The sequence below is a fragment of the Bradyrhizobium diazoefficiens USDA 110 genome (assembly GCF_000011365.1).
Classification (GTDB): domain Bacteria; phylum Pseudomonadota; class Alphaproteobacteria; order Rhizobiales; family Xanthobacteraceae; genus Bradyrhizobium; species Bradyrhizobium diazoefficiens.
The window spans coordinates 3823168-3842733 of sequence record NC_004463.1 but is presented as its reverse complement, the minus strand read 5'-3'; the positions used below and the strand labels follow the sequence as shown (position 1 = coordinate 3842733).

Annotated in this window: 20 protein-coding genes and 1 pseudogene; 8 read left to right on the top strand and 13 right to left on the bottom strand. The window is 62.9% G+C overall.

The annotated features are described in order from the left end of the window. Positions 1-153 precede the first annotated feature (153 nt). Both BJA_RS17235 and BJA_RS17230 read right to left on the bottom strand, forming a co-directional pair. Positions 154-1845, bottom strand: a complete 1692-nt coding sequence (locus tag BJA_RS17235) for a SulP family inorganic anion transporter (RefSeq protein ID WP_011086257.1) — start codon at positions 1843-1845, stop codon at positions 154-156. Continuing rightward, on the bottom strand, positions 1842-2525 hold the full coding sequence (locus BJA_RS17230; RefSeq protein ID WP_011086256.1) for a YoaK family protein: 684 nt from the start codon (positions 2523-2525) through the stop codon (positions 1842-1844). Before BJA_RS17230 ends, BJA_RS17235 begins: the two co-directional genes overlap by 4 nt. Positions 2526-2668: 143 nt before the next feature. Between BJA_RS17230 and BJA_RS17225 the strand changes: the two genes are divergently transcribed. Genes BJA_RS17225 through BJA_RS17215 form a run of 3 tightly spaced genes read left to right on the top strand, consistent with a single transcriptional unit; the run spans position 2669 to position 5871 of the window. Beyond that, positions 2669-4357, top strand: a complete 1689-nt coding sequence (locus BJA_RS17225; protein WP_011086255.1) for an aspartate:alanine exchanger family transporter — start codon at positions 2669-2671, stop codon at positions 4355-4357. Positions 4358-4368: 11 nt separating this feature from the next. Beyond that, a complete protein-coding gene (locus tag BJA_RS17220) occupies positions 4369-5262 on the top strand; it encodes an alpha/beta hydrolase family protein (RefSeq protein ID WP_011086254.1) in 894 nt (297 codons plus the stop codon). A 30-nt stretch (positions 5263-5292) separates the two neighbouring features. Then, on the top strand, positions 5293-5871 hold the full coding sequence (locus BJA_RS17215; RefSeq protein WP_011086253.1) for an invasion associated locus B family protein: 579 nt from the start codon (positions 5293-5295) through the stop codon (positions 5869-5871). Positions 5872-5892: 21 nt separating this feature from the next. On the opposite strand, the gene BJA_RS17210 is transcribed toward BJA_RS17215, so the two are convergent. Then, positions 5893-6399: a response regulator transcription factor gene (locus tag BJA_RS17210; RefSeq protein ID WP_011086252.1), complete on the bottom strand. Its 507-nt coding sequence runs from the start codon at positions 6397-6399 to the stop codon at positions 5893-5895. 46 nt (positions 6400-6445) lie between these two features. Beyond that, on the bottom strand, positions 6446-7078 hold the full coding sequence (locus BJA_RS17205; RefSeq protein ID WP_162185827.1) for a response regulator transcription factor: 633 nt from the start codon (positions 7076-7078) through the stop codon (positions 6446-6448). 326 nt (positions 7079-7404) lie between these two features. On the opposite strand from BJA_RS17205, the gene BJA_RS17200 reads away from it, so the two are divergent. Beyond that, positions 7405-8088, top strand: coding sequence for a helix-turn-helix domain-containing protein (locus tag BJA_RS17200; protein ID WP_011086250.1), 684 nt, complete (start codon positions 7405-7407; stop codon positions 8086-8088). Between the two features lie 137 nt (positions 8089-8225). Here the strand turns inward: BJA_RS17200 and BJA_RS17195 are convergent, their stop codons facing one another. The 3 genes and pseudogenes from BJA_RS17195 to BJA_RS17185 form a co-directional block, all read right to left on the bottom strand. Next, complete coding sequence (locus BJA_RS17195; RefSeq protein ID WP_011086249.1) at positions 8226-8669, bottom strand: potassium channel family protein; 444 nt, start codon at positions 8667-8669, stop codon at positions 8226-8228. Positions 8670-8728: 59 nt separating this feature from the next. Beyond that, on the bottom strand, positions 8729-9079 hold the full coding sequence (locus tag BJA_RS17190) for a phasin (protein ID WP_011086248.1): 351 nt from the start codon (positions 9077-9079) through the stop codon (positions 8729-8731). A 17-nt stretch (positions 9080-9096) separates the two neighbouring features. Beyond that, a pseudogene (locus BJA_RS17185) lies at positions 9097-9222 on the bottom strand (alpha/beta fold hydrolase); the annotation flags it as partial. A gap of 101 nt (positions 9223-9323) precedes the next feature. Between BJA_RS17185 and BJA_RS43070 the strand changes: the two are divergent. The 4 genes from BJA_RS43070 to BJA_RS17165 all read left to right on the top strand — a co-directional run bounded on the left by BJA_RS43070 (position 9324) and on the right by BJA_RS17165 (position 11502). Then, entirely contained in the window at positions 9324-9494 is a 171-nt protein-coding gene (locus tag BJA_RS43070) for a hypothetical protein (protein WP_236842214.1), read from the top strand. A gap of 228 nt (positions 9495-9722) precedes the next feature. Beyond that, complete coding sequence (locus tag BJA_RS17175) at positions 9723-10376, top strand: CoA transferase subunit A (protein WP_011086246.1); 654 nt, start codon at positions 9723-9725, stop codon at positions 10374-10376. Between the two features lie 3 nt (positions 10377-10379). Continuing rightward, positions 10380-11030 carry a CoA transferase subunit B gene (locus BJA_RS17170; RefSeq protein ID WP_011086245.1) on the top strand — a complete coding sequence of 217 codons (651 nt, stop codon included), beginning with the start codon at positions 10380-10382 and terminating at the stop codon, positions 11028-11030. 13 nt (positions 11031-11043) lie between these two features. Beyond that, entirely contained in the window at positions 11044-11502 is a 459-nt protein-coding gene (locus tag BJA_RS17165; protein ID WP_011086244.1) for a MaoC family dehydratase, read from the top strand. 29 nt (positions 11503-11531) lie between these two features. On the opposite strand, the gene fabI is transcribed toward BJA_RS17165, so the two are convergent. From fabI to BJA_RS17135, 6 genes are all read right to left on the bottom strand, one after another. Further along, a complete protein-coding gene (gene fabI, locus BJA_RS17160) occupies positions 11532-12320 on the bottom strand; it encodes an enoyl-ACP reductase FabI (RefSeq protein WP_011086243.1) in 789 nt (262 codons plus the stop codon). Next, positions 12317-13531 (bottom strand): acetate/propionate family kinase, encoded by a 1215-nt coding sequence (locus BJA_RS17155; protein ID WP_011086242.1) that lies wholly within the window; start codon positions 13529-13531, stop codon positions 12317-12319. The genes fabI and BJA_RS17155 overlap by 4 nt, the downstream gene beginning before the upstream one ends. Positions 13532-13536: 5 nt before the next feature. Beyond that, a complete protein-coding gene (locus BJA_RS17150; protein ID WP_011086241.1) occupies positions 13537-14499 on the bottom strand; it encodes a phosphate acetyltransferase in 963 nt (320 codons plus the stop codon). Positions 14500-14528: 29 nt separating this feature from the next. Continuing rightward, positions 14529-16748 (bottom strand): TerB family tellurite resistance protein, encoded by a 2220-nt coding sequence (locus BJA_RS17145; RefSeq protein WP_011086240.1) that lies wholly within the window; start codon positions 16746-16748, stop codon positions 14529-14531. Positions 16749-16812: 64 nt separating this feature from the next. Next, positions 16813-17904, bottom strand: a complete 1092-nt coding sequence (locus BJA_RS17140) for an AI-2E family transporter (RefSeq protein ID WP_028171974.1) — start codon at positions 17902-17904, stop codon at positions 16813-16815. Positions 17905-18056: 152 nt separating this feature from the next. Beyond that, positions 18057-19556 carry a tripartite tricarboxylate transporter permease gene (locus BJA_RS17135; RefSeq protein ID WP_011086238.1) on the bottom strand — a complete coding sequence of 500 codons (1500 nt, stop codon included), beginning with the start codon at positions 19554-19556 and terminating at the stop codon, positions 18057-18059. Between the last annotated feature and the right edge of the window lie 10 nt (positions 19557-19566).

Here is a 19566-nt window from a genome sequence, read left to right as displayed (position 1 = left end):
GATCGTGGGTATCGCGCGGGAGAGCTCCATTGATCCAAGTCAACGGTCGCGCATGAAATCAGTCGGCCTGCGAGCAGCGTGCACGCTTCGCGATGCAACACGGACGCGCGACTGAACGAAAGTCGCGCCGGAGATCGGCAAATGTCCCGGGCGCTATCTGGCCTGGTTGTCGCCGAGCACGTTGTCGAGCGAACGCAACCATTGCCCGCTGTCGGTCCTCTCGGCGAGCCCCTCGGCGCGCAGCAAATCGCGCAATTGCGCATGCGCGCCGGCGATGCAGAACGCGACATGGCGTGACGCAAGTTCGTCGTGGAGATTCCGGAGCATATGCGCGCCGGCCAGATCGATGTAGGGCGACGCCGAGAGGTCGCAGGCAACGAGCCTGACATCCGACGACCTCTGGAGCGCATTCAGAACGACCTCCAGGATCATCTCGGCATTAATATAGAGCAGCGAGGCTTCGGGGCGGAACGCGATGATTCCAACCAGCGGCTCCACGTCCTCGTGCCTGGCGCTGTCGGAATACCGGCCGCTGCCCGGGAGCCTGCCGAGAAATGCCACATTCGGCTGTGACGCGCGCGCCAGCAGCAGGAAGATGGAGGCGATCGACGCCAGCAGGACACCTTGCAGGATGCCGAGCAGCAGGACGGATACCAATGCGATCACCGCCGCGTAGAAATCGATGCGGCTGACGCGCCACATCCGCGCCAACGTACGGATGTCGACGAGCCGGTACACGGCGGCAAAGACGATGGCGGCCAGCACCGCCTTGGGCAGATTGGTCAGTAGCCCTGTGAAGAACAAGAGACACAGCGCCAGCGTCCCAGAGCAAATGACCAGCGCCAACGGTGTGCGGGCACCCGCGCTGTCATTGACGGCGGATTGCGACAACCCGCCAGCCACAGGATAGCCATGACCTAAGGCCGTAGCGAGATTGGCCGCACCGAGGCCCAAGAACTCCTGCCTGACGTCAAGGCTGTCACCATGCTTGGCGGCGAAGCTCCGAGCCGCCGAAACACCCTCTATGTAGGCGAGCAGCACACATCCGGCGGCAAGCGGAAAGAGATCGTCGAACTCCAGCAGGCCGAACGTGGGCAAGCCAGGCACCGGCAGGCCCTGGGGGATTCTTCCCGTCACGGGCACGCCGAGAGCCGGCAGACCGAGCGCGGTTGCCACCGCGATCGCCAGCGCCACAACCGCGATCCCGACCGGCCTACCGGGGAGCAGCCGCTCGCCGGTCAGCAGAAGCAGGAATGCCACCAGACCGACGGCGAGCACCAGCGGATTCACGTCACCGAGCTGCCCGGCGAGCTCAATGCCGCGTTCGAAGAAGTCATGGCCGCCACCGGCAACACCGAACAGGCTCGGCAGCTGGCTCATGATGATGGTGAGCCCGGCGCCAGCCTTGAAGCCGACGAGAATGCTGTCGCTGACCAGACGGACGAGGACGCTGAGCTTGCACAGCCAGGCGATGAGGCACAACACCGCGACCGCGAAGGCAGCAAGACTTGCAATTTGCCCATAACGCACCGGATCGCCCGCGGCGAGCGGCCCTACCGTGCCCACGATCATCAGCGAGATTGCCGAAGTCGGGCCGACCGCAAGCTGGCGCGACGAGCCCAACAAGGCGTAACCGAAGCCGCCGAGCATGTAGCCGTAGATCCCGACCTGCGGCGGCAGCCCGGCCAGCGCGGCGTAGGCCAGCGATACCGGAATTGCGTAAGCGGCAAGCGTGACGCCGGCGACAGCATCCGATGGCAACCACGACCTGCGATAGGTCGCAAGCCAGCTCGACGGCGGAAAGTACCGCAACCAGCTCCCCTGCAGCCCAGACGGGGCGCTCATGCACGGGCCTCGCTGCGATCCACCTCGCAGCGCAGCAACACGATCAGCAAGGCGATCACGGGCATGCCGAGCGCCAGGTTCGGAAAGGACTTTGTCGCGAAGGCCCCGACCGCCGCTCCCACGCCGAACATGACGCACAGCGCTGCAAACATGCCCGAGCGGCGAAGCGGTCCCGGCGGACCTCCGCCGACGACCGCCGCAAACGCACCCTCAATCGCCTGGCGCATGTTACCGGTGATCATCACCGAACTGTAGACCACGCCTTCGACCTTGGTGAAAATTGCGGTCGGCATCGCCGCGACAAAGGAAATGCCCAGCGTGCCCGCAAGATCGGGCAGCCGGTTGTGCAGGATTTCGATTGCGATCAGAAGCAGTATCTCGATCAGCGTGCTGATGACGCTGGCCCGATCTCCCGTCGCGTGGCGCAGCCATGCCGCAACCAAGACACCGATCGCAAATGACAGGATCGGCGGCACGAAATGGAGCGCCGCGGCCCAATTGCCCACCGAACCATAGACCCAGAGCAGGACCAGATTGGCGGTCTGGGCATTCGCCATGACGCCGTGGATCATCCATGTGTAGGCGTCGAGATAGCCGCCGGCGAAGGCGAGCAGCAGCGCGACCTCAAGCGTCTCATCGCGCCGCAACGATGCGCCCGCAGCTAGATCCAGAGTGCTCATGGCGCGGACTTCGGATGTCGCAGAACCTGCATCGGCCAAAAGACGCCGCAGCGAGGATAGCTTGGGATTGATCTAAATCAAGCAGTCGCCCGGTTCCCGGGCGCGAATTCGACGTCAATCGTTGCGCCCGGGAATTTGCGATCATGGATACTGTCAGGTGGATCATTTCCACCGCTCCGGAGATCTTCCTGCTGCTTGCGGTTGCCATCGGCACCATGCTTGGACGCCTCAAGATCCACGGCTTCGCGATCGGCACCACGGCCTGCATCCTGATCGTGTCCGTCCTGATCGGACAACTCGGCACCTTTACGTTCCCCGCGCTGCTGAGGATCGTGCTGTTCAGTCTCTTCGTATTCACGATCGGTTACAAATCCGGACCGGAGTTTTTCGCCTCGTTGAGTGTCCGCACCCTGGCCCAAGTTGCCATGGCGCTCGTGCTCGGCGGGACTGGTCTCGTGATCGTGCTGGCCTTTGCGTTCGCCCTCAAGCTCGATCCCGGCACGGCATCCGGGCTTGCGGCTGGCGCGCTGACGCAGTCTTCCGTGATCGGCACGGCCTCGGGCGCGCTGGCGCAGCTCGGATTGCCGAAGACCGTGCTGGAGCAACAGGAAGCGAATATCGCAGCGGGATATGCCGTCACCTATGTGCTCGGCTACATTCTGACACTGCTCTACGTCCCCTTCGCGGCGCCGAAACTGATGGGGGTCAATCTCAAGGACGAGGCGAAAAAGCTGGAGGTCGAGCTTTCAGGTGGCGCGCCGCCGAAGACCGAGAACCTATCCTATCGCAAGTTCCAGGCTCGCGCCTATCGCGTCACGGCTGCGGCCGGCCGAACCGTCAAGGCGATCGAGGAGGACATCGGCAGCCGCACGGTGATCGAACGGATCGTGCGCCAGGGCGCCGATATCGAACCGCGTCTGGACACCGTGCTCGAGGCGGGCGACGACATCGTCATCGCCGGTCGAACTGCCGCCATTGTCGCCGCCAAGCCGATCATCGGCACCGAGATCGATGCCGACGAGATCCTGAAGGCGATCCCCGGCAATGTGCTTGACGTGCTGGTGGACAACCGCAACCTCCACGGCCGATCCATCCGGGATGTGGCCGATCGCATCGGCGGCGATGCACGCGGTGTGTTTTTGCGCGCCCTGACGCGGCATGGGCGCGAAGCCCCGCTGAGCGCGGACACGCGTGTCTATGTCGGTGACGTCATGACGCTGGTCGGCAGCACCCGCAACATCGAGCGCGCGGCGAAGCAGGTCGGGCAGATCGTGCGCTCCGGCGACCGTACTGACATTGCCTTCCTTGCGGCGGGTATTGCCGCCGGGCTGCTGGCCGGGCTCGTCAGCTTCAAGGTCGGCGGCATCGCGCTGACGCTCGGCGGCGGTGGCGGCGCACTGATCGCGGGTCTCCTCTGTGGCTGGCTGCGCTCGCGCCGGCCGACGATGGGCGCAATGCCGCCAGCCGCGCAGCAGACGCTGAGCGATCTCGGCCTCGGTGGATTCATCGCGGCGATCGGCCTGGCCAACGGTCACGCCGCCTGGGTCGCGATCCAGGCGCACGGCCTGTTGCTGGTCGGCATGGGCCTCGTGGTCACACTGGTGCCGCTGGTCGTCGCGACGCTGTTTGCCTATCACGTCCTGCGCATGAACCCGGTCATCACCTGTGGAGCCCTCGCCGGCGCCATGACGGTCGATGCAGCCGTGACCGGGGCTTGCGAGATCGCCGAGAGCCAGACGCCGGTGCTCGGCGTTGCCGTGCCTTACGCCGTCGGCAATGTGGTTCTGACCGTGCTCGGGCCGATTATCGTAGCCTGCACCTTTGTTGGCTGAGGGAGGACGAAATGCAGCCACGGACATGGATCCAGCCGCTACTGGTGGTCGTGCAGCTGCTTGCGTCCTCCTTGATTGCACCGTCATGGGCAGACAATGAGGCCGCGTCGCGCCGCATCCAGGAGGAAGTGTGGGCATTGCCGTTACCGTTGCCGATGTTCGCCTATGTCGTTCGACCCGTCGGCGATGGCCCGTTCCCGCTCGCAATCATGAACCACGGCGTATCGCTCGACCCTAAACAGCGCAGCTTCTTTCCACTCGTCGAGTTCCGCGACGCGGCGAAATGGTTCGCAAGGCGCGGCTACTTCGTGGTCGCTCCCGTCGGCACCGGTTACGGCGCCTCAGCCAACGATATTCCCGAACGCGGACTCTATGGACCGTTCTTTTCCAAGGTCGGCAAGTGCTCCAATCCCAATTTCCATGACGCCGGCCTCGCGGTGGCACAGGTCGACCTCTGGATCATCGATTTCCTGGCTGCCGAAAAACGCATCACACCGAAGGATGTCGTCGTTGTCGGTCAGTCTGCGGGCGGCTGGGCATCCATCGCGCTTTCCAGCATGAACCCGCCGCAGATCGGAGCGATCATCACCTTTGCCGCTGGCCGCGGTGGGCGTGTCGGCGGCAAGCCGAACAATAATTGCGCCCCGGATAAACTGGTCGAGGCGACGATGGATTTCGGTCGCACCTCCCGGGTGCCGATGCTGTGGATCTATATCGAAAATGACACGTTCTTCGGCCCCGCGTTGTCGAAGCGGATGCATGAGGCCTTCACCTCGGCCGGGGGCAAGGCGCAATACCATCTGGTTCCGCCGTTCGGCGATGAGGGGCATTTCTTCGTCGGCTCGCCGGATGCCATTCCGATCTGGTCGCCACTCGTAAGCAGATTTCTCGACGAGATCAAATAGACGACGCGCTCGATTTCCGGAGGCGACACAATGGCACGCTCACATCGTCAATCCATCCGGATGACACGCAATCACGCGACCGCGCAGTTCGCGCTTCTGCTGCTCGTCGCCACCACCACCATGCCGGCCTCCGCCGAGATTTCACCGCGGGGGCAGCGCATGGCGAATGATATCAAATACGGCGACTGGCGAAAACTATGCTTCAAGCCGGGCGGCGCCAAGACCGTGTGCCGGACCTCGATCACCGGCACGTTCGACACGGGGCAGACGGCGGTTCGGTTGGACTTGATCGAACGTGAGGGCGACCGCACGGCACGGCTCCAGATGTTCGTGCCGGTCGGCATGTTTGTCCAGGTGCCCGTCAAGCTCACGGTCGACAAAGGCAACACCTATGCCGTACCGTACACATGGTGCCTGAACAACGCCTGCATAGCCGCCGATGTGGCAAAACCCGGCCTGATAAGGGAGATGGAAACGGGCAACACGCTCGCGCTGGAGGTTGTCGACCCCAACATGCTGTCGGTTACCGCCTCCCTGCCACTTGCTCAGTTCGCATCTGCTCACAAGGGGCCGCCGGCCCAAACGTTCGACCAGCAGATCGACGAATAGCGCGCAGCTGACTTGTCCAGCCTAGCTGCCCCAGGCTCTCTCCACACTCTCGATGAGCGAGGCCGCGGCAAAGGGCTTGGTCAAATAGGCGATGCATCCCGATGCAATTGCCGCCGCGCGGCTTTCGTGAGTGTCGTTGCCGGTGACAAAGACAATCGGAACCTGGACCTGCTGTTCCGCAAGCCAGCGTCGCAAATCAATTCCAGATTCTCCATCCAGATTGATATCCAGAATGATACAGAATGCCTGCTGAAAGTTGTCATGATTTACCAGCGCCTCGGCGGATTCGAACAGCTTTGCCTCGAAGCCGTGCTCCTGCAGCAGCCGCTTCATGCTCCTGCGCATGGAAGGGTCATCATCGACAACGAAAATGGACTTGCGGCGCTGCAAGTGGCTCAACTCCATACAGGGAAAGCTTGGCAGAACACGATGGACTTGCGTGAACGCGTCAAGCGCCTCGCGGTTCTTCGTCTCCCGGGGAGCCAACACGTCGGCTTGTTGAAATACCCCTCTCAGGGAGATTTCCATTGACCTTTGGTGCAAGTCACAGGGGAACCTGCGAATTGGTTATCGCCTAGCCGTGTGAGCCGCTCTCGGGATCCAGCATACCAAGCAGCTGCGCCGTTGAAACCAGTTCCGCGAGCGAGCTCACCTGCATCTTCTCCATCACCTGGTGTCGATGTGCTTTGACCGTGCGTTCGGTCGTTCCCAATTCATACGCGATCTGCTTGTTGATCTTCCCACGCACAATGAGGTCAAACACCTGCCGCTCGCGTGGCGTCAGCGACGCGACATGAGCGCGACGCGAATCGAGCCGGCTGCGCAGCCCGCGCGCGGTCTCCTGTTGTGACAAGGCCCGCTCGATCGCTTCAATCAGTTGCCCCGACGATACCGGCTTGGTCAAGAAATCCTCGGCGCCGGCCTTGATCGCCCGCACAGTCGTCGCGGTATCGGCGTGTCCGGTGAGAAACACGATCGGGACGGTCGATCCAAGCTCACTAAGACGTTTCTGTAGATCCGGTCCGCTCAGGCCCGGCATCTGCACATCGAGGAGGATGCAGCTCGGCAGCTCATCGCGGGGCAGATGATCGAGCAGGTCCTGCGAGGATGCATAGGTCGCGACGTCGTAGCCCGCAAGTTTAAGCCGACGCTCGATCGCTGTTCGAAACGAGGCATCGTCGTCGACCACGTGAACAAGGCCGGGCAATGGACCCTCTCTGCTTCCTGCAATCTGCTTTAACCGCTTACCTAACACCTGGATGGGCTTGAGCTCTAGCCATCCCGTTAGTGCCGAAGGTTTCGCAGGCCGGAGTTTGTGGCGCGAAGCTTGATCCGACGCAGGAGCCCGCTCTTCTCATTCCGCGCATCCATCCCACCGACCTGTCCCTTGGTACAATGAACCATGAGACAATGGTGAAGAATACGGCGTTAGTCGTAAACCGACCCGAGCCGGAGTGCGACATCGGCGGCACCTCTCCTGGCGAAATATCAGCCTGGCAGACCAATTCAGCGATCAGTTGAGGAGTTGGGCCTATGTTTGTTCGCATCACGACAGACGCGTCTCCCCGCCCCAATTCGCTCAAAGACCTCGGCATGACGAGCGATTCAAATCCAATCGTCAGTTTAAACGAATTTACATATAAAAAGGGCACTGAGATCTACGGCGAGAAGGAACCTGCAGATTACGTCTACCAGGTCAAGTCTGGTGCAGTGCGAAGCTATAAACTCCTGTCGGACGGTCGCCGGCAGATCGGCGCCTTCCACCTCGCCGGAGACATTTTCGGACTTGAGAACGGCAGCGAGCATCGGTTCACCGCCGAGGCGATCGTGGATACCACCGTCCGGCTGATCAAGCGGCAAAGCCTGGAGCTGGTGGCGGAGAGCGACGCGATGGTCGCGCGCAACTTGCTCAACATGACGACCAGCAACCTGCAACACGCAGAGGACCACATGCTCCTGCTCGGCCGGAAGACGTCCTTGGAGCGCGTCGCCGCTTTCCTGCTCGAAATGGACAAGCGGCTCTCCGGGGTCAATGTCATGGCACTTCCGATGTCCCGGCGCGATATTGCCGATTACCTCGGCTTGACGCTGGAGACCGTCTCGCGGGCGATATCGCACCTTCATGATCTCGGCGTCCTCGGCTTCATCGGCAATACCCAGCGCCAGATCGTGCTGCTCAACCGGCAGCAGCTCGCCAGTCTCGACCTGCAACACTGAGCGCCTGAGAGCGGGCACTTGCCTGCGTCTTGGCTGCCGCAGAGTGGCCTTGTCGGCAAGCGGTAAAAGCTGCACACCACACTGGCTAGCGCCAATGTTGCAGTCGATCCATGGAACTGCCATTCGTCAGCATCAGATCACCTGCCGTCCGGCAGCCTCGTCACTCCGAGATCGTCGAGCGTCTTGCGCAAGACCTCGAACAGGACTGCGGTCGACCAGCCGAACATCAAGATGCCGTTCATCGCGGTCATCGGACCCGTCAGCCGCCACGCCTGTATGGGCGTGATGTCGCCGTAGCCCAGCGTGGTGTAGTTGACGAAGGCGAAATAGATCAGGTCGCTGCCGGCAGGCGCGGCACCGACCAAGGCATAGGCCAGCGCCCAGACCAGAACCTCCATCGTATGCGCCACCATCAGCGCCGACGCTGTTGCGACCATGACGGCCATCAGATGCAGCCGCGGCCACGCATCATGCCGCAGCCCGGCTGTGCGGGCGATACCGATGGCTCCCACCGTCACCAGGGCGTGGATCATGATGTTGATGACGCTGACGATCGCGCCGACGATGAATTGAAGCGCCATTGTGCTCGCATGGGCAAGGCGGACGGCTGTTCATCGCCTCACGCCTGGGTTCAGTCCATTCAGTTTTTGGGCGTGAACGCGCCCGTCGCCGCCTTCATGGCCGACTCGCCCATGCTCCTGGCCTGATCGGTCAAGGCCTGCATCTGCCCCTGAAAGAATTCGGACTGAAGCTTGAGCGCGTCCTGAACGTCCTTGGCTTGAACGAGCTTGTCGCCAAAGTCGAACGTCGCGCTGGCGTTGCGCTGCATGAAACTGCAAAACTGCTTGGCCTGGTCCGCGATCGGTAGCGGCGAGGAACTGAGTCCCCTCTCCAGCAGCTCAAAATACTCCGCATTGGCCTTTCGCAACCGCACGAGCGCTTCGGTGAGCATCCCGCGGATGTTCTCGGCGGATGGGTTGATCTCTGCCATGACGTTACTCCCTGTGGTTATGCCGCAAGCCCCCCGAACCAGGCGCCGAAATAGCCGGCGTAGAGGGCCGGCACTTCCAGGTTCATCGAATGTCCGATGTTTGGGACGACCACGAGCCGACAATCCGGCATCGCCTCGGCCATGGCTAGGGAGCTCGACCGGGGGAGGCTTGATCTAACTCAATGGAATTCGTTGGCGGAGCTTCAAAACACCTTTGCGGTTTCCGGGGATAACCAATCTACCTTTGGCCCTGCCGATCGATCTTGCGACGCTGGCCCACGCCGTTCACGCCGGAATCCGCCCGGCCTCCCTGCTGCCGCCAGGCGCCAATGCGAACGATGCCTTCGTGTCGGCATTGCGCCGCATCGAATTCGGGAGCGGCCGGCTGCTGCAGGCGCAAATTTTCTCTTCCTGAAGGGCGAGAGCCTTGTGCCGTTTCGCGACGCCGTCAACGCGGCGCTTGAGCGGCGCCACGCGGAAGTCCGAAGACTATGGGCAGAAGCCCTTGAGAGCATAGGCATCACCACCCGGCGTGGGAACGATGAGAAGCCTTGACGCAGATCAAAGGAGCGTGCCGACCGCTCGCCAACATCGTCTCACCGTCGCCTTCCTTTGATCGCCTTTGCTGACTGGAGTTCCCATCATGAGGGCCGTTTCCGTCGAAGAAGCCGTCGCGATGATCCCGTCCGGTGCGAGCATCATGGTCGGCGGCTTCATGGGCGTCGGAACGCCGGAGCGCCTGCTCGACGAGGTTGTGCGACAACACAAGACCGGTCTCTCGGTCATCAGCAACGACGCGGCGACGCCCGGAAAAGGTGTCGGCAAGCTGTTCGACGCGGCTCTCGTCTCGCGCCTCATTGCGACCCATATCGGCCTCAATCCGAAGGCGCAGCAGCAGATGCTGGCCAATCAGATCGCCGTCGATCTCATTCCGCAGGGCACCTTCGCCGAGCGCATTCGCGCAGGCGGGTGCGGCCTCGGCGGTGTGCTCACACCGACAGGCGTGGGCACCCTCGTCGCCGAAGGCAAGCGCCAGATCGAGATCGACGGCAGGCCATTCCTGCTCGAGACCGCGCTGCGGGCGCAGTTCGCCCTGGTCCACGCCTTTCTCGCCGACTATCTCGGCAACCTCTCCTACGCGCTCACGGCACGCAACTTCAATCCGGTCATGGCGATGGCGGCCGACACCGTGATCGTGACAGCGGAGCACATCGTGCCCGTCGGCGTCATCGCACCCGACCACGTGCTGACACCGGCGCCGCTCGTCGACTACCTCATTACGAACCCGAACGGGTGAAACATGGACGCACAGGAGATCATCGCGAGGCGCGTCGCGCAGGAGCTTCATTCCGGCGACCTCGTGAATCTGGGGATCGGCATCCCAACGCTGGTCGCCAACTACGTTTCGCCTGATCTCAAGGTGTTCTTTCAGTCGGAAAACGGTTTGATCGGCACCGGACCAATCCCCGAGCAGGGGTTGAGCGACCCCCTGCTGACGGACGCGGGCGGGCGCCCGATCAGTGCGCTGCCAGGTGCCAGCACATTCGACAGCGCGATGTCGTTCGGGTTTATCCGCGGCGGCCATGTCGACGTCAGCGTCCTCGGCGGCCTGCAAGTCGATGCGCTGGGCCATCTCGCCAACTGGATGATCCCCGGCAAGATGGTGCCGGGCATGGGCGGGGCCATGGATCTCGTCAGCGGCGCCAGGCGGGTCATCGTCGCCATGCAGCACGCGGCGAAGGGCAAGTCCAAGATCGTCGCCAAATGCTCTCTGCCCCTGACATCGGCGCGACCGGTGCACCTGGTCGTGACCGACATGGCCGTGATCGCGTTCCCAGACGGCAGGGCCACCCTGCTGGAGACCGCGCCCGGCATCAGTGTCGGCGAGGTCATGGCGGTGACGGACGCCGAACTTGTCGTACACGACAAGATCCCGGAAATGAAGATCTGAGCAGGTGACCGACATGCGGATATTCAGCGACTTCAGCGAAATCAAATCTGCCGTCGGCACCGAGATCGGCGTCAGCGACTGGGTCGAGGTGACGCAGGATCGCATCAACCAGTTTGCCGAGGCGACCTGCGACCAGCAGTGGATCCATGTCGATCAGGAGCGCGCCAGGAAGGAATCGCCCGGCGGCACCACCATCGCCCACGGCCTGTTGTCGCTTGCACTTGCACCGCTCTTCATTCGATCGGTGATGGGCCTCAAGGGCCTACGCAACACCCTGAATTACGGCGCAGACCGGATAAGATATCTGGCACCGGTGCCAGCGGGCTCGAAGCTGCGCGGCCGTGTCACCGTCGCCGAGGCCGAGGACGTTCCACCCGACGGCCTGCGCGTGAACTACCATCTCGTGATCGAGATCGAAGGCGGCAAGAAGCCGGCCTGCGTCGCCGAGCTGATCGCACTGCACTATCGCTGAGCGGCGCACGAGGCGCCCGTCGTTTTCGTTCAGTCGATGATGTGATATCCACCGTCGATATAGAGCACGCCACCGGTGATCAGCTTGGCGCCGTCGAGTGCCAGAAACGCCGTGGCATTGCCGACATCGTCGATGCTAACGAGGCTGCGCGCCGGCGCCTTCGATTGAGCCTTGTCCATCAGCTCGTCGAACTCCGGGATGCCCGACGCCGCGCGGGTGGCGAGCGGTCCCGGCGAGATCGCGTGCACGCGGATGCCCTTCGGCCCCAATTCGGCGGCGGCATAGCGAACGGCTGCTTCAAGCGCCGCCTTGGCCACGCCCATGATGTTGTAGTTCTCCACAACCATCTGGCTGCCATAGTACGTCATGGTGAACATCGTGCCGCCGTTCTTCATCAGCGGCTCGGCGAGATGCGCCATGCGCAGGAACGACCAGCAGGAGACATCCATCGTCTTCAGGAATCCGTCGCGGCCGACATCCACCACGCGGCCGTGCAGCGCCTCCTTCGGCGAGAAAGCGATCGAGTGCAGCAGGAAATCGAGCTGGCCCCATTCCTTCCCGATCCGCTCGAACACGGCCTCGGTCTGCCCCTCCACCATGACGTCGAGCGGCATGAAGATCGGTGCCTCCAGCGCCTGCGCGAGCGGTTCGACGTGCTTTTTGGCGCGGTCGTTCAGATAGGTGACGGCGAGTTCAGCCCCGAGCCCACGAAACGCCCTGGCGCATCCCCAGGCGATGGACTGGTCGTTGGCGACACCGACGATGAGGCCTTTTTTCCCCTTCAGGGCAACCTTGGTATCCGGGAACACGGGAATCATGACACCCTCTCTTGTCTGGGGTTGGTCGATGGCGTGTTGACCAGCAGCGCCAGCGTGTGCTGTGCGATCATCAGTTCCTCGTCGGTCGGCACGACATAGACGGGAATGAGACTGTCGGGACGCGATATCAGCCGCGCGTTGCGGGAATTCTCGGTCGGATCCAGCTTGACACCGAACCAACCGAGCTGCTCGCCCACTCGGGCGCGTATGCTCGCGGAATTCTCGCCGATGCCGGCGGTGAAGACGAAGGCATCCAGGCCCTGCAACGCAGCCGCAAGCATGCCGGCGTTGAGGCCGATCCGATATACGAAATAGTCGATCGCCAGTTTCGCCTTGGCATCCTGGCTGGCCTCGAGCTCCCGCATATCGTTGCTGACGCCGGACAGTCCCTTCAGTCCACAGTCGCGATAGAGGAAGTTCTGCACGTTCGATGCCGACATTCCCCTTTCCGAGATCAGATAGAGCACGACCCCGGGATCGATCTGGCCGGGGCGCGTTCCCATCGGAAGCCCGTCCAGCGCCGTGAAGCCCATGGTACTTTCGACGCTCTGTCCTCCCTTCAGCGCGCACATCGAGGCGCCGCTACCGAGATGGGCGACGATCACCCTGCCCTTCGCAACGCCGGGCGCGGTCTGCGGCAGGGTCTTCGCGATGTATTCGTAGGACAGCCCGTGAAAACCGTAGCGCCGCACGCCCTCGGCGTGAAGCTGATGCGGGATCGCATAGTGATCTGCAACTGCACTATGCGTGCGGTGAAAGGCGGTGTCGAAGCAGGCGACCTGCGGCAAGGTCGGGAAGCCCGCGAGGATCGACCGGATCGGCGACAGGTTGTGCGGTTGATGCAGCGGTGCGAGGCTGACGAACCGTTCCAGGCGGGCGACGACGCCGTGGTCGATCAGCACCGGCCGGTCATACTCGGGACCGCCATGCACGACACGATGTCCGACGGCGATGGGGTGAATACGAAGCTCGTCCCGCAACCATTCCCCGGCGACGCCCATCGCGGCCGGAACATCGGGGACCGTCTCGATCGGGTAGGCGCGGTCGGCGAGCGGATCGCCATTCGCGCCGCTCGCCCTCAACCGTGGGCGGCTGCCGATGCCGTCCATCTGGCCCTTGAGCTGCCGCCGCAGCCTGCCCTCTCCCTCGACCGAAAAGACCTGGAACTTGACGCTCGAGGAGCCCGCGTTGACGACGAGGATCGTATCCATGATGGTCACGCAGCAACTGTCGGGGCGTGTTGACGCCGGGCATTGGCATAGAGCGACGCCACCGCGCAGGATGCCATGCGCGCCCGCGGCGAGTCCGCCCGTGACGTCAGCACGACGGGCACCCGGGCGCCGAGCACGATGCCGGCGCCGTCGGCCTTGGCAAAGTAGGCCAGATTTTTCGCCAGCATATTGCCCGATTCGAGGTCGGGAACGACGAGGATCTGAGCCCGGCCGGCGACCTCGGACTTGATGCCCTTGATGCGCGCGGCTTCGGGATCAATGGCATTGTCGAACGCGAGCGGGCCGTCGAGCACGCCGCCGGTGATCTGCCCGCGATCAGCCATCTTGCAGAGCGCGGCCGCCTCGATCGTCGAGGGAATCTTGGACGTCACGGTCTCCACCGCCGAAAGGATTGCCACCCGCGGCGTCTTGCCGAATCCGGCCTCGTTGTAGAGATCGATGGCGTTCTGGATGATGTCGCGCTTGGCGTCGAGATCGGGAAAGATGTTGATCGCGGCATCCGTCACAAGCAGGGTTTCGGCATAGGCGGGCACGTCCATCACGAACACATGGCTGATACGGCGTTCGGTGCGCAGGCCGCCGACTTTTGCGGTCACCGCGCGCATCAACTCGTCGGTGTGAAGACTGCCCTTCATGAGCATTTCGCCCTTGGCTGCGTGGATCAGCTCGACACCTTTGGCGGCTGCCTCTTCGCTATGTGCGGCGTTGACGATCTCGAAGCCGGAGATGTCGAGGCCACACCTGCGCGCGAGATCGCCGATCTTGCTCGCGGGCCCGACCAGAATCGGCCGGATGATGCCGGCCTCAGCACTCTCAACGGCGCCGCGCAGCGAGGTTTCATCGCAAGGATGCACCACGACAGTCGGAACCGGCGGCACCGCCTTTGCTGCCGCAATCAACCGGTCATACTTGCTAGGAGACTGCGTTTGCCTTCCTTCGGTTGACATGATCTCGCTCCCAATCCCTCCAGACAGACTTACGATGCCTTCGCCTTTGGATCGAAAGGGGCGACGTTCGATTCCCCTTCACCTGTATCGACGCCGAACAACGTGGCGACGCGCCGCAGGCGACTTGCGCGTTCCCCCGCGATCTCGCCGCTTGCGGAGAGCACCTCGCGTATCGCCGCGAAGGCCGCACGCCGCTGGTTGACATCCTCGGGCAACAGCTTCTGAATGGCTGCCAAGGCACCTTCCCGATCGATCAGCAGCATGAAGAACTGCTCGCGGACCAGCATCTTGAACTCCGGAAGCGTCATTCGCTGTCCACTGTAGTCGCGACGGATCCGGCGCAGCGCCTCAATGCTACGCTCATCAACCATTCCCCGCGCCGACCCGATGTAAAGCAGACTGCGAATGGCCGCCTCGCGCAGGCCGCCCTCGCCGATCCCGGATTTCAGCTGCGCGACCCGCTTCTCCAGCATGGCGCGATGCTCGGCTGACATTTCGCGACGGCGCGACGGCTCGGACTTCGGATCGATCCCGAGCGCAGTCTGCACCGCCGGCGAGCCATAGAGGTTGAGAAAGATCGCTTCGCTCAATGCCTCCTGTGCGTCACGCCAGCTGTCGAGTGCGTGAACGATCTGCTTGGACATCTGCTCCTGAAACGCAAGGAACGGATTGTCTTGGGCGACCGGCTTGCGATTGTCCTCGATGTCCTCCGCGGCCGACTTCACCGCCGTCATCCACGGATTTTGGCTGCTCAGCGCCTCGTACTGCAGCCGCAGGGGATGCAGGTTGCGCATCGTCTCTGCCATCTGCGGCGTGACCAGCGTCTTGATCCAGGGCTGCACGAACTTCTGGTAGGCGGCAAGGTTAAGCTCCGAGACGCGTTTGGCGGCAGCGAAGCGCCGCTCGTCCTCGGGCGAATTGCCACCCATGGCGCGGATGTCGCCGAGCGTCCGCGCCTCGCAGCGCATCACCCACTGGCCGACCACGAGATCGGAACTCGTTGTCTCCTCGCCCTTGGCCTCGAATGTCGCCTCATAGAGCCCCGGCGGCAGCACGTCGATCAGGTCGATGTTACTCGAGAACTCAGCGTGCTCTTTCTTGGCGACGCCGCCGGACACGAAGATACCGAGATGCCCAATGCTCTTGTGGACGGTATAGACGATCGTCTGCCCATAGGCCCTGATCTCATCGACGTCCGCATAGCAATCCAGAATCCAGTCCAGCGCCTGTTGCGGCGGCGTGACGTTGTCGCCCTCCGAGCAGAACACCACGATCGGCGACTGAATATTGCGCAAATCCACCCTGCGGCCGTCGGACATCTCGATCTTGCCGGCGGCGAGATTATTGCCGATGAAGAGCTCGTCGACGATGAACTGGATTTCCTCGGCATTCAGGTTGACATGCCCGCCCCACCATCGCTCGAACTCGAGATAGCGGTTCGCCTCGGTATCGACCTTGGAATAGACGTTGTACTGCTTGGTCCACAGGGTGTTCGATGGATTCTGGTTCTCGAAGTTCTGCACCAGCCAGGCACCGTCGAACTTTCCGGCGCCGAGATCGCTGGTCAGCGCGGTGAGCCAGCTTCCACCCAAAAGGCCGCCGGAATAACGCATCGGATACTTGCCGTGCACGCCCGCCCAATAGGCAAGCGGCGCCCCCGCGATGATCAGCGGCCCGAACAGTTCCGGCCGCAGTGACGCCAGGATCATGACGGCCCAGCCGGCCTGACAATTGCCGATCACGCAAGGCTTTCCGTCCGCGTCCGGATGACGGCTGATGACCTTTTCGATGAAAATGGCTTCGGCGCGCGCGATGCGTTCGATGGTCTGACCGGGCATCGGCTCCGGCAGGAAGCCGATGAAGTAACAGGGATGCCCGGCCTTCATCGCGACGCCGATCTCGCTATCGGCCTTGAAGCCGCCGATGCCCGGGCCATGGCCCGCGCGCGGATCGATCACGACAAACGGCCGTCGCTTGAGATCAATCTCCACGTCCTTGGGCGGGATGATACGGACCAGCGCGTAGTTGACCGGCTCGTCCAGCTTGCGGCCGTCCATAATCAGTTCCGCAGCGTATTGCAGGACATGCGGCGCCGTCTGTGCAACGTGCTCCCGGTATTGATCGCCGCGCTGGCGCATGATGTCCAGGAACAGCACACTCCGCTGGCTCGCGTCGACCATGTATTCCACGGCCGAAGCCACAAGTCCGGACAAGGGGCCGCCCGGCAGGTTGGGATTTTCCATTGACATGTTCCGACCTCGTCGTCGCGCGACGTCATCCAAGGCGCTCCGAGGCGTCCGACATTGATTTAGGTCAACGGTCGATGGTCGCCTGCGACGCCGCGCTGGCGCGATCGGTCCTGATCCAGGCCACGGTGAGCTCCCAAGCCACCGACAGGACAATAGGTCCGATGAAAAGGCCGACTATTCCGTGGCCCAGCGTTCCGCCGATCACGCCGATCAGGATGACGAGCGCCGGCGTCGTCAGGCCGCGTCCCATCACCAACGGTTTCAGTATGTTGTCGAGAATGCTGACGATTCCGAGGAACAATGTCAGCAGCACTGCGACAGTGACATCCTTGTCGGTCCAGATCCAGATCATCACGGGGAGCATGATGATGGCTCCGCCGATCTGCACGATGGAGAGCAACAGCACCAGGAGCGCAAGCAAGCCGGCGATCGGAATGCCCGCCAACTTGAAGCCGATACCGGCCAGCAGCGCCTGAACGACGGCGATGCCGATCACACCTTGGGCTACCGCACGGATGGTCGCGCCCGCGAGATCCAGGAAGTGCTCGCTCTGCTCGGGCACGATCCGCGACAGGAAGCTCCTGCCCGCCGCCACGAGCTGCGGTCCATAGGGAAACAGGCAGCCGGCGACGACGACCGACAGCAGGAACTTGATGGTGCCCACACCGGCATCGCCCGCGATGCCAAGGAGCGTACCCGCGAACGGCTTCAGATACGGCGCAATCCGTTGCACGACCGAACGGAGATTGGTCGAGGCTTGATCCCAGAACTCGTAGAGCGGCGTTCCGATCAGCGGCCAGGTCTTGATCGCTGCGGGCGGTGAAGGGATGACCAGATCGCCCGCGGCCAGCTCACCGGCGAAGTCCCTGATCCCGTCCACCGCACCGAGACCTAGCCAAGCCGCCGGCCCGATGACAATGGCGAGATTAATCGCGGTGAGAAGCCCCGCCGCGAGTTTCGCCCTGCCTCCCAGGATTTTGGCGAGCACGAGGAAGATCGGATTGAACGCAACTGCGAGCACGAGGGCCCAGACCAGAATCGTAACGAACGGGCGGATCAGATACAAAGTCCAGAAGATCAACAGAGCGAGCAATCCGAGCCTGATCACGAGCTGGATCACGTCCTCTCCGGTGAGAAGCTGGCGAAGTGTCTTCAAGGCCGTGTCCAGATCTAGTCCAAAGGCAGCGTAGTCGGCGCTTTAGCGTTGCGATCTTGATCTGGATCAAGTACCCGAGCGGATACGGCGATCTGATCGGCTGACGTCGGGCATGATCAGGGCGAACCTGCCTGCATGGGAATCGCGGTGTATCAATCCTGGAGCGCTTCCTCTCGCCGCGCCCGGATCGTCGGCAACATGATCAGGAGGATCGCGATGGCGGCCGCGGCCAGCAGGCTCGCCGAGAGCGGCGAAGTCAGCAGCACGGTGGCGTCGCCGCGCGAGAGCACCATGGCGCGGCGGAAATTCTCCTCGATGGCCGGACCCAGAACCAGGCCCAACAGCAGCGGCGCCGCCGGAAGTTGCAGCTTGATCAGGACGTAACCGAACACGCAGAACACGGCCGCCTCGTAGACCTCGAACGTTCCGCTGTTGATGGAATAGACGCCGATCGAGCAGAACACCATGATCGCGGGAAACAGATAGCGGTAGGGAATGGTGAGCAGCTTCACCCAAAGCCCGACGAGCGGAAGATTGAGGATCAGCAGCATCAGATTGCCGACCCACATCGAGACGATCAGGCCCCAAAACAGGGTCGGATTCTTCGTCATCACCTCCGGACCCGGGTGGATGTTGTGAATGTTCATGGCGCCCACCATCAGGGCCATCACGACATTGGAGGGAACCCCGAGCGTCAGCAGCGGAATGAACGAGGTCTGGGCGCCGGCGTTGTTCGCGGACTCCGGGCCTGCAACGCCCTCGATGGCGCCCTTGCCGAACTGCTCGGGATGTCGCGACAGCTTCTTCTCCAGCGTATAGGATGCGAAGGACGAGAGCACGGCGCCGCCGCCGGGCAGGACTCCCAGCAGCGTCCCCAGCGCCGTGCCGCGCAGCATCGCCGGCACCATCCGACGGAAGTCGTCGCGCGTCGGAAACAGATTGGTGATCTTCTGGGTGACCAGCGACAGCTTGTCGTCCTGCTCGAGATTCTTGACGATCTCGGCGAAGCCGAAGATGCCCATCGCCAGCGGCACGAAATCGAGACCGTCGAAGAGCTGGGGAACGCCGAAGGCAAAACGCTGGCTGCCGCTGTTCAGGTCGGTGCCGACGAGGCTCAGGAGCCTGCCGAGCACGACCATGCCGATGCCCTCGATGAACGGCCCGCTCGACAGCACCGAGGCGAGGATCAGCCCCAGGATCATGAGCGCGAAGAATTCCTTCGGGCCGAACAGCAAGGCGGTCGCGGTCAGCGGGCCCGCAAGGGCCGCCAAGACCAGCGTTGCCACGCATCCGGCGAAGAACGAGCCGATGGCAGCGGTCGCGAGCGCCACGCCGGCGCGCCCCTGCTTCGCCATCTGGTAGCCGTCAATCGTGGTCACGACCGACGAAGACTCCCCAGGCAGATTGACCACGATCGCCGTGGTCGAGCCGCCATACTGCGCGCCGTAATAGATCCCGGCGAGCATGATCAGCGCGGCGTCCGGTTGCAGCGCATAGGTGATCGGCAGCAGCATAGCGATGGTCGCGAGCGGGCCGAGGCCGGGAAGCACGCCGATCAAGGTGCCGAGCAGGCAGCCGAGGAAGGCATAGAGCAGGTTGGCGGGCTGGGCTGCCGTCGCAAAGCCAATCGCCAGATTGTGGAAGAGATCCATCGATCGGCTC

Bases quoted from the DNA above. Each gene is read 5' to 3' on its own strand.
- BJA_RS17145 (WP_011086240.1), bottom strand. From the start codon at position 16,748: ATGTCAATGGAAAATCCCAACCTGCCGGGCGGCCCCTTGTCCGGACTT.
- BJA_RS17210 (WP_011086252.1), bottom strand. From the start codon at position 6,399: ATGGAAATCTCCCTGAGAGGGGTATTTCAACAAGCCGACGTGTTGGCT.
- BJA_RS17235 (WP_011086257.1), bottom strand. From the start codon at position 1,845: ATGAGCGCCCCGTCTGGGCTGCAGGGGAGCTGGTTGCGGTACTTTCCG.
- BJA_RS17190 (WP_011086248.1), bottom strand. From the start codon at position 9,079: ATGGCAGAGATCAACCCATCCGCCGAGAACATCCGCGGGATGCTCACC.
- BJA_RS17165 (WP_011086244.1), top strand. From the start codon at position 11,044: ATGCGGATATTCAGCGACTTCAGCGAAATCAAATCTGCCGTCGGCACC.
- BJA_RS17195 (WP_011086249.1), bottom strand. From the start codon at position 8,669: ATGGCGCTTCAATTCATCGTCGGCGCGATCGTCAGCGTCATCAACATC.
- BJA_RS17135 (WP_011086238.1), bottom strand. From the start codon at position 19,556: ATGGATCTCTTCCACAATCTGGCGATTGGCTTTGCGACGGCAGCCCAG.
- BJA_RS17175 (WP_011086246.1), top strand. From the start codon at position 9,723: ATGAGGGCCGTTTCCGTCGAAGAAGCCGTCGCGATGATCCCGTCCGGT.
- BJA_RS17170 (WP_011086245.1), top strand. From the start codon at position 10,380: ATGGACGCACAGGAGATCATCGCGAGGCGCGTCGCGCAGGAGCTTCAT.
- BJA_RS17230 (WP_011086256.1), bottom strand. From the start codon at position 2,525: ATGAGCACTCTGGATCTAGCTGCGGGCGCATCGTTGCGGCGCGATGAG.
- BJA_RS17215 (WP_011086253.1), top strand. From the start codon at position 5,293: ATGGCACGCTCACATCGTCAATCCATCCGGATGACACGCAATCACGCG.
- BJA_RS17200 (WP_011086250.1), top strand. From the start codon at position 7,405: ATGTTTGTTCGCATCACGACAGACGCGTCTCCCCGCCCCAATTCGCTC.
- BJA_RS17220 (WP_011086254.1), top strand. From the start codon at position 4,369: ATGCAGCCACGGACATGGATCCAGCCGCTACTGGTGGTCGTGCAGCTG.
- BJA_RS17150 (WP_011086241.1), bottom strand. From the start codon at position 14,499: ATGTCAACCGAAGGAAGGCAAACGCAGTCTCCTAGCAAGTATGACCGG.
- BJA_RS17225 (WP_011086255.1), top strand. From the start codon at position 2,669: ATGGATACTGTCAGGTGGATCATTTCCACCGCTCCGGAGATCTTCCTG.
- fabI (WP_011086243.1), bottom strand. From the start codon at position 12,320: ATGATTCCCGTGTTCCCGGATACCAAGGTTGCCCTGAAGGGGAAAAAA.
- BJA_RS17155 (WP_011086242.1), bottom strand. From the start codon at position 13,531: ATGGATACGATCCTCGTCGTCAACGCGGGCTCCTCGAGCGTCAAGTTC.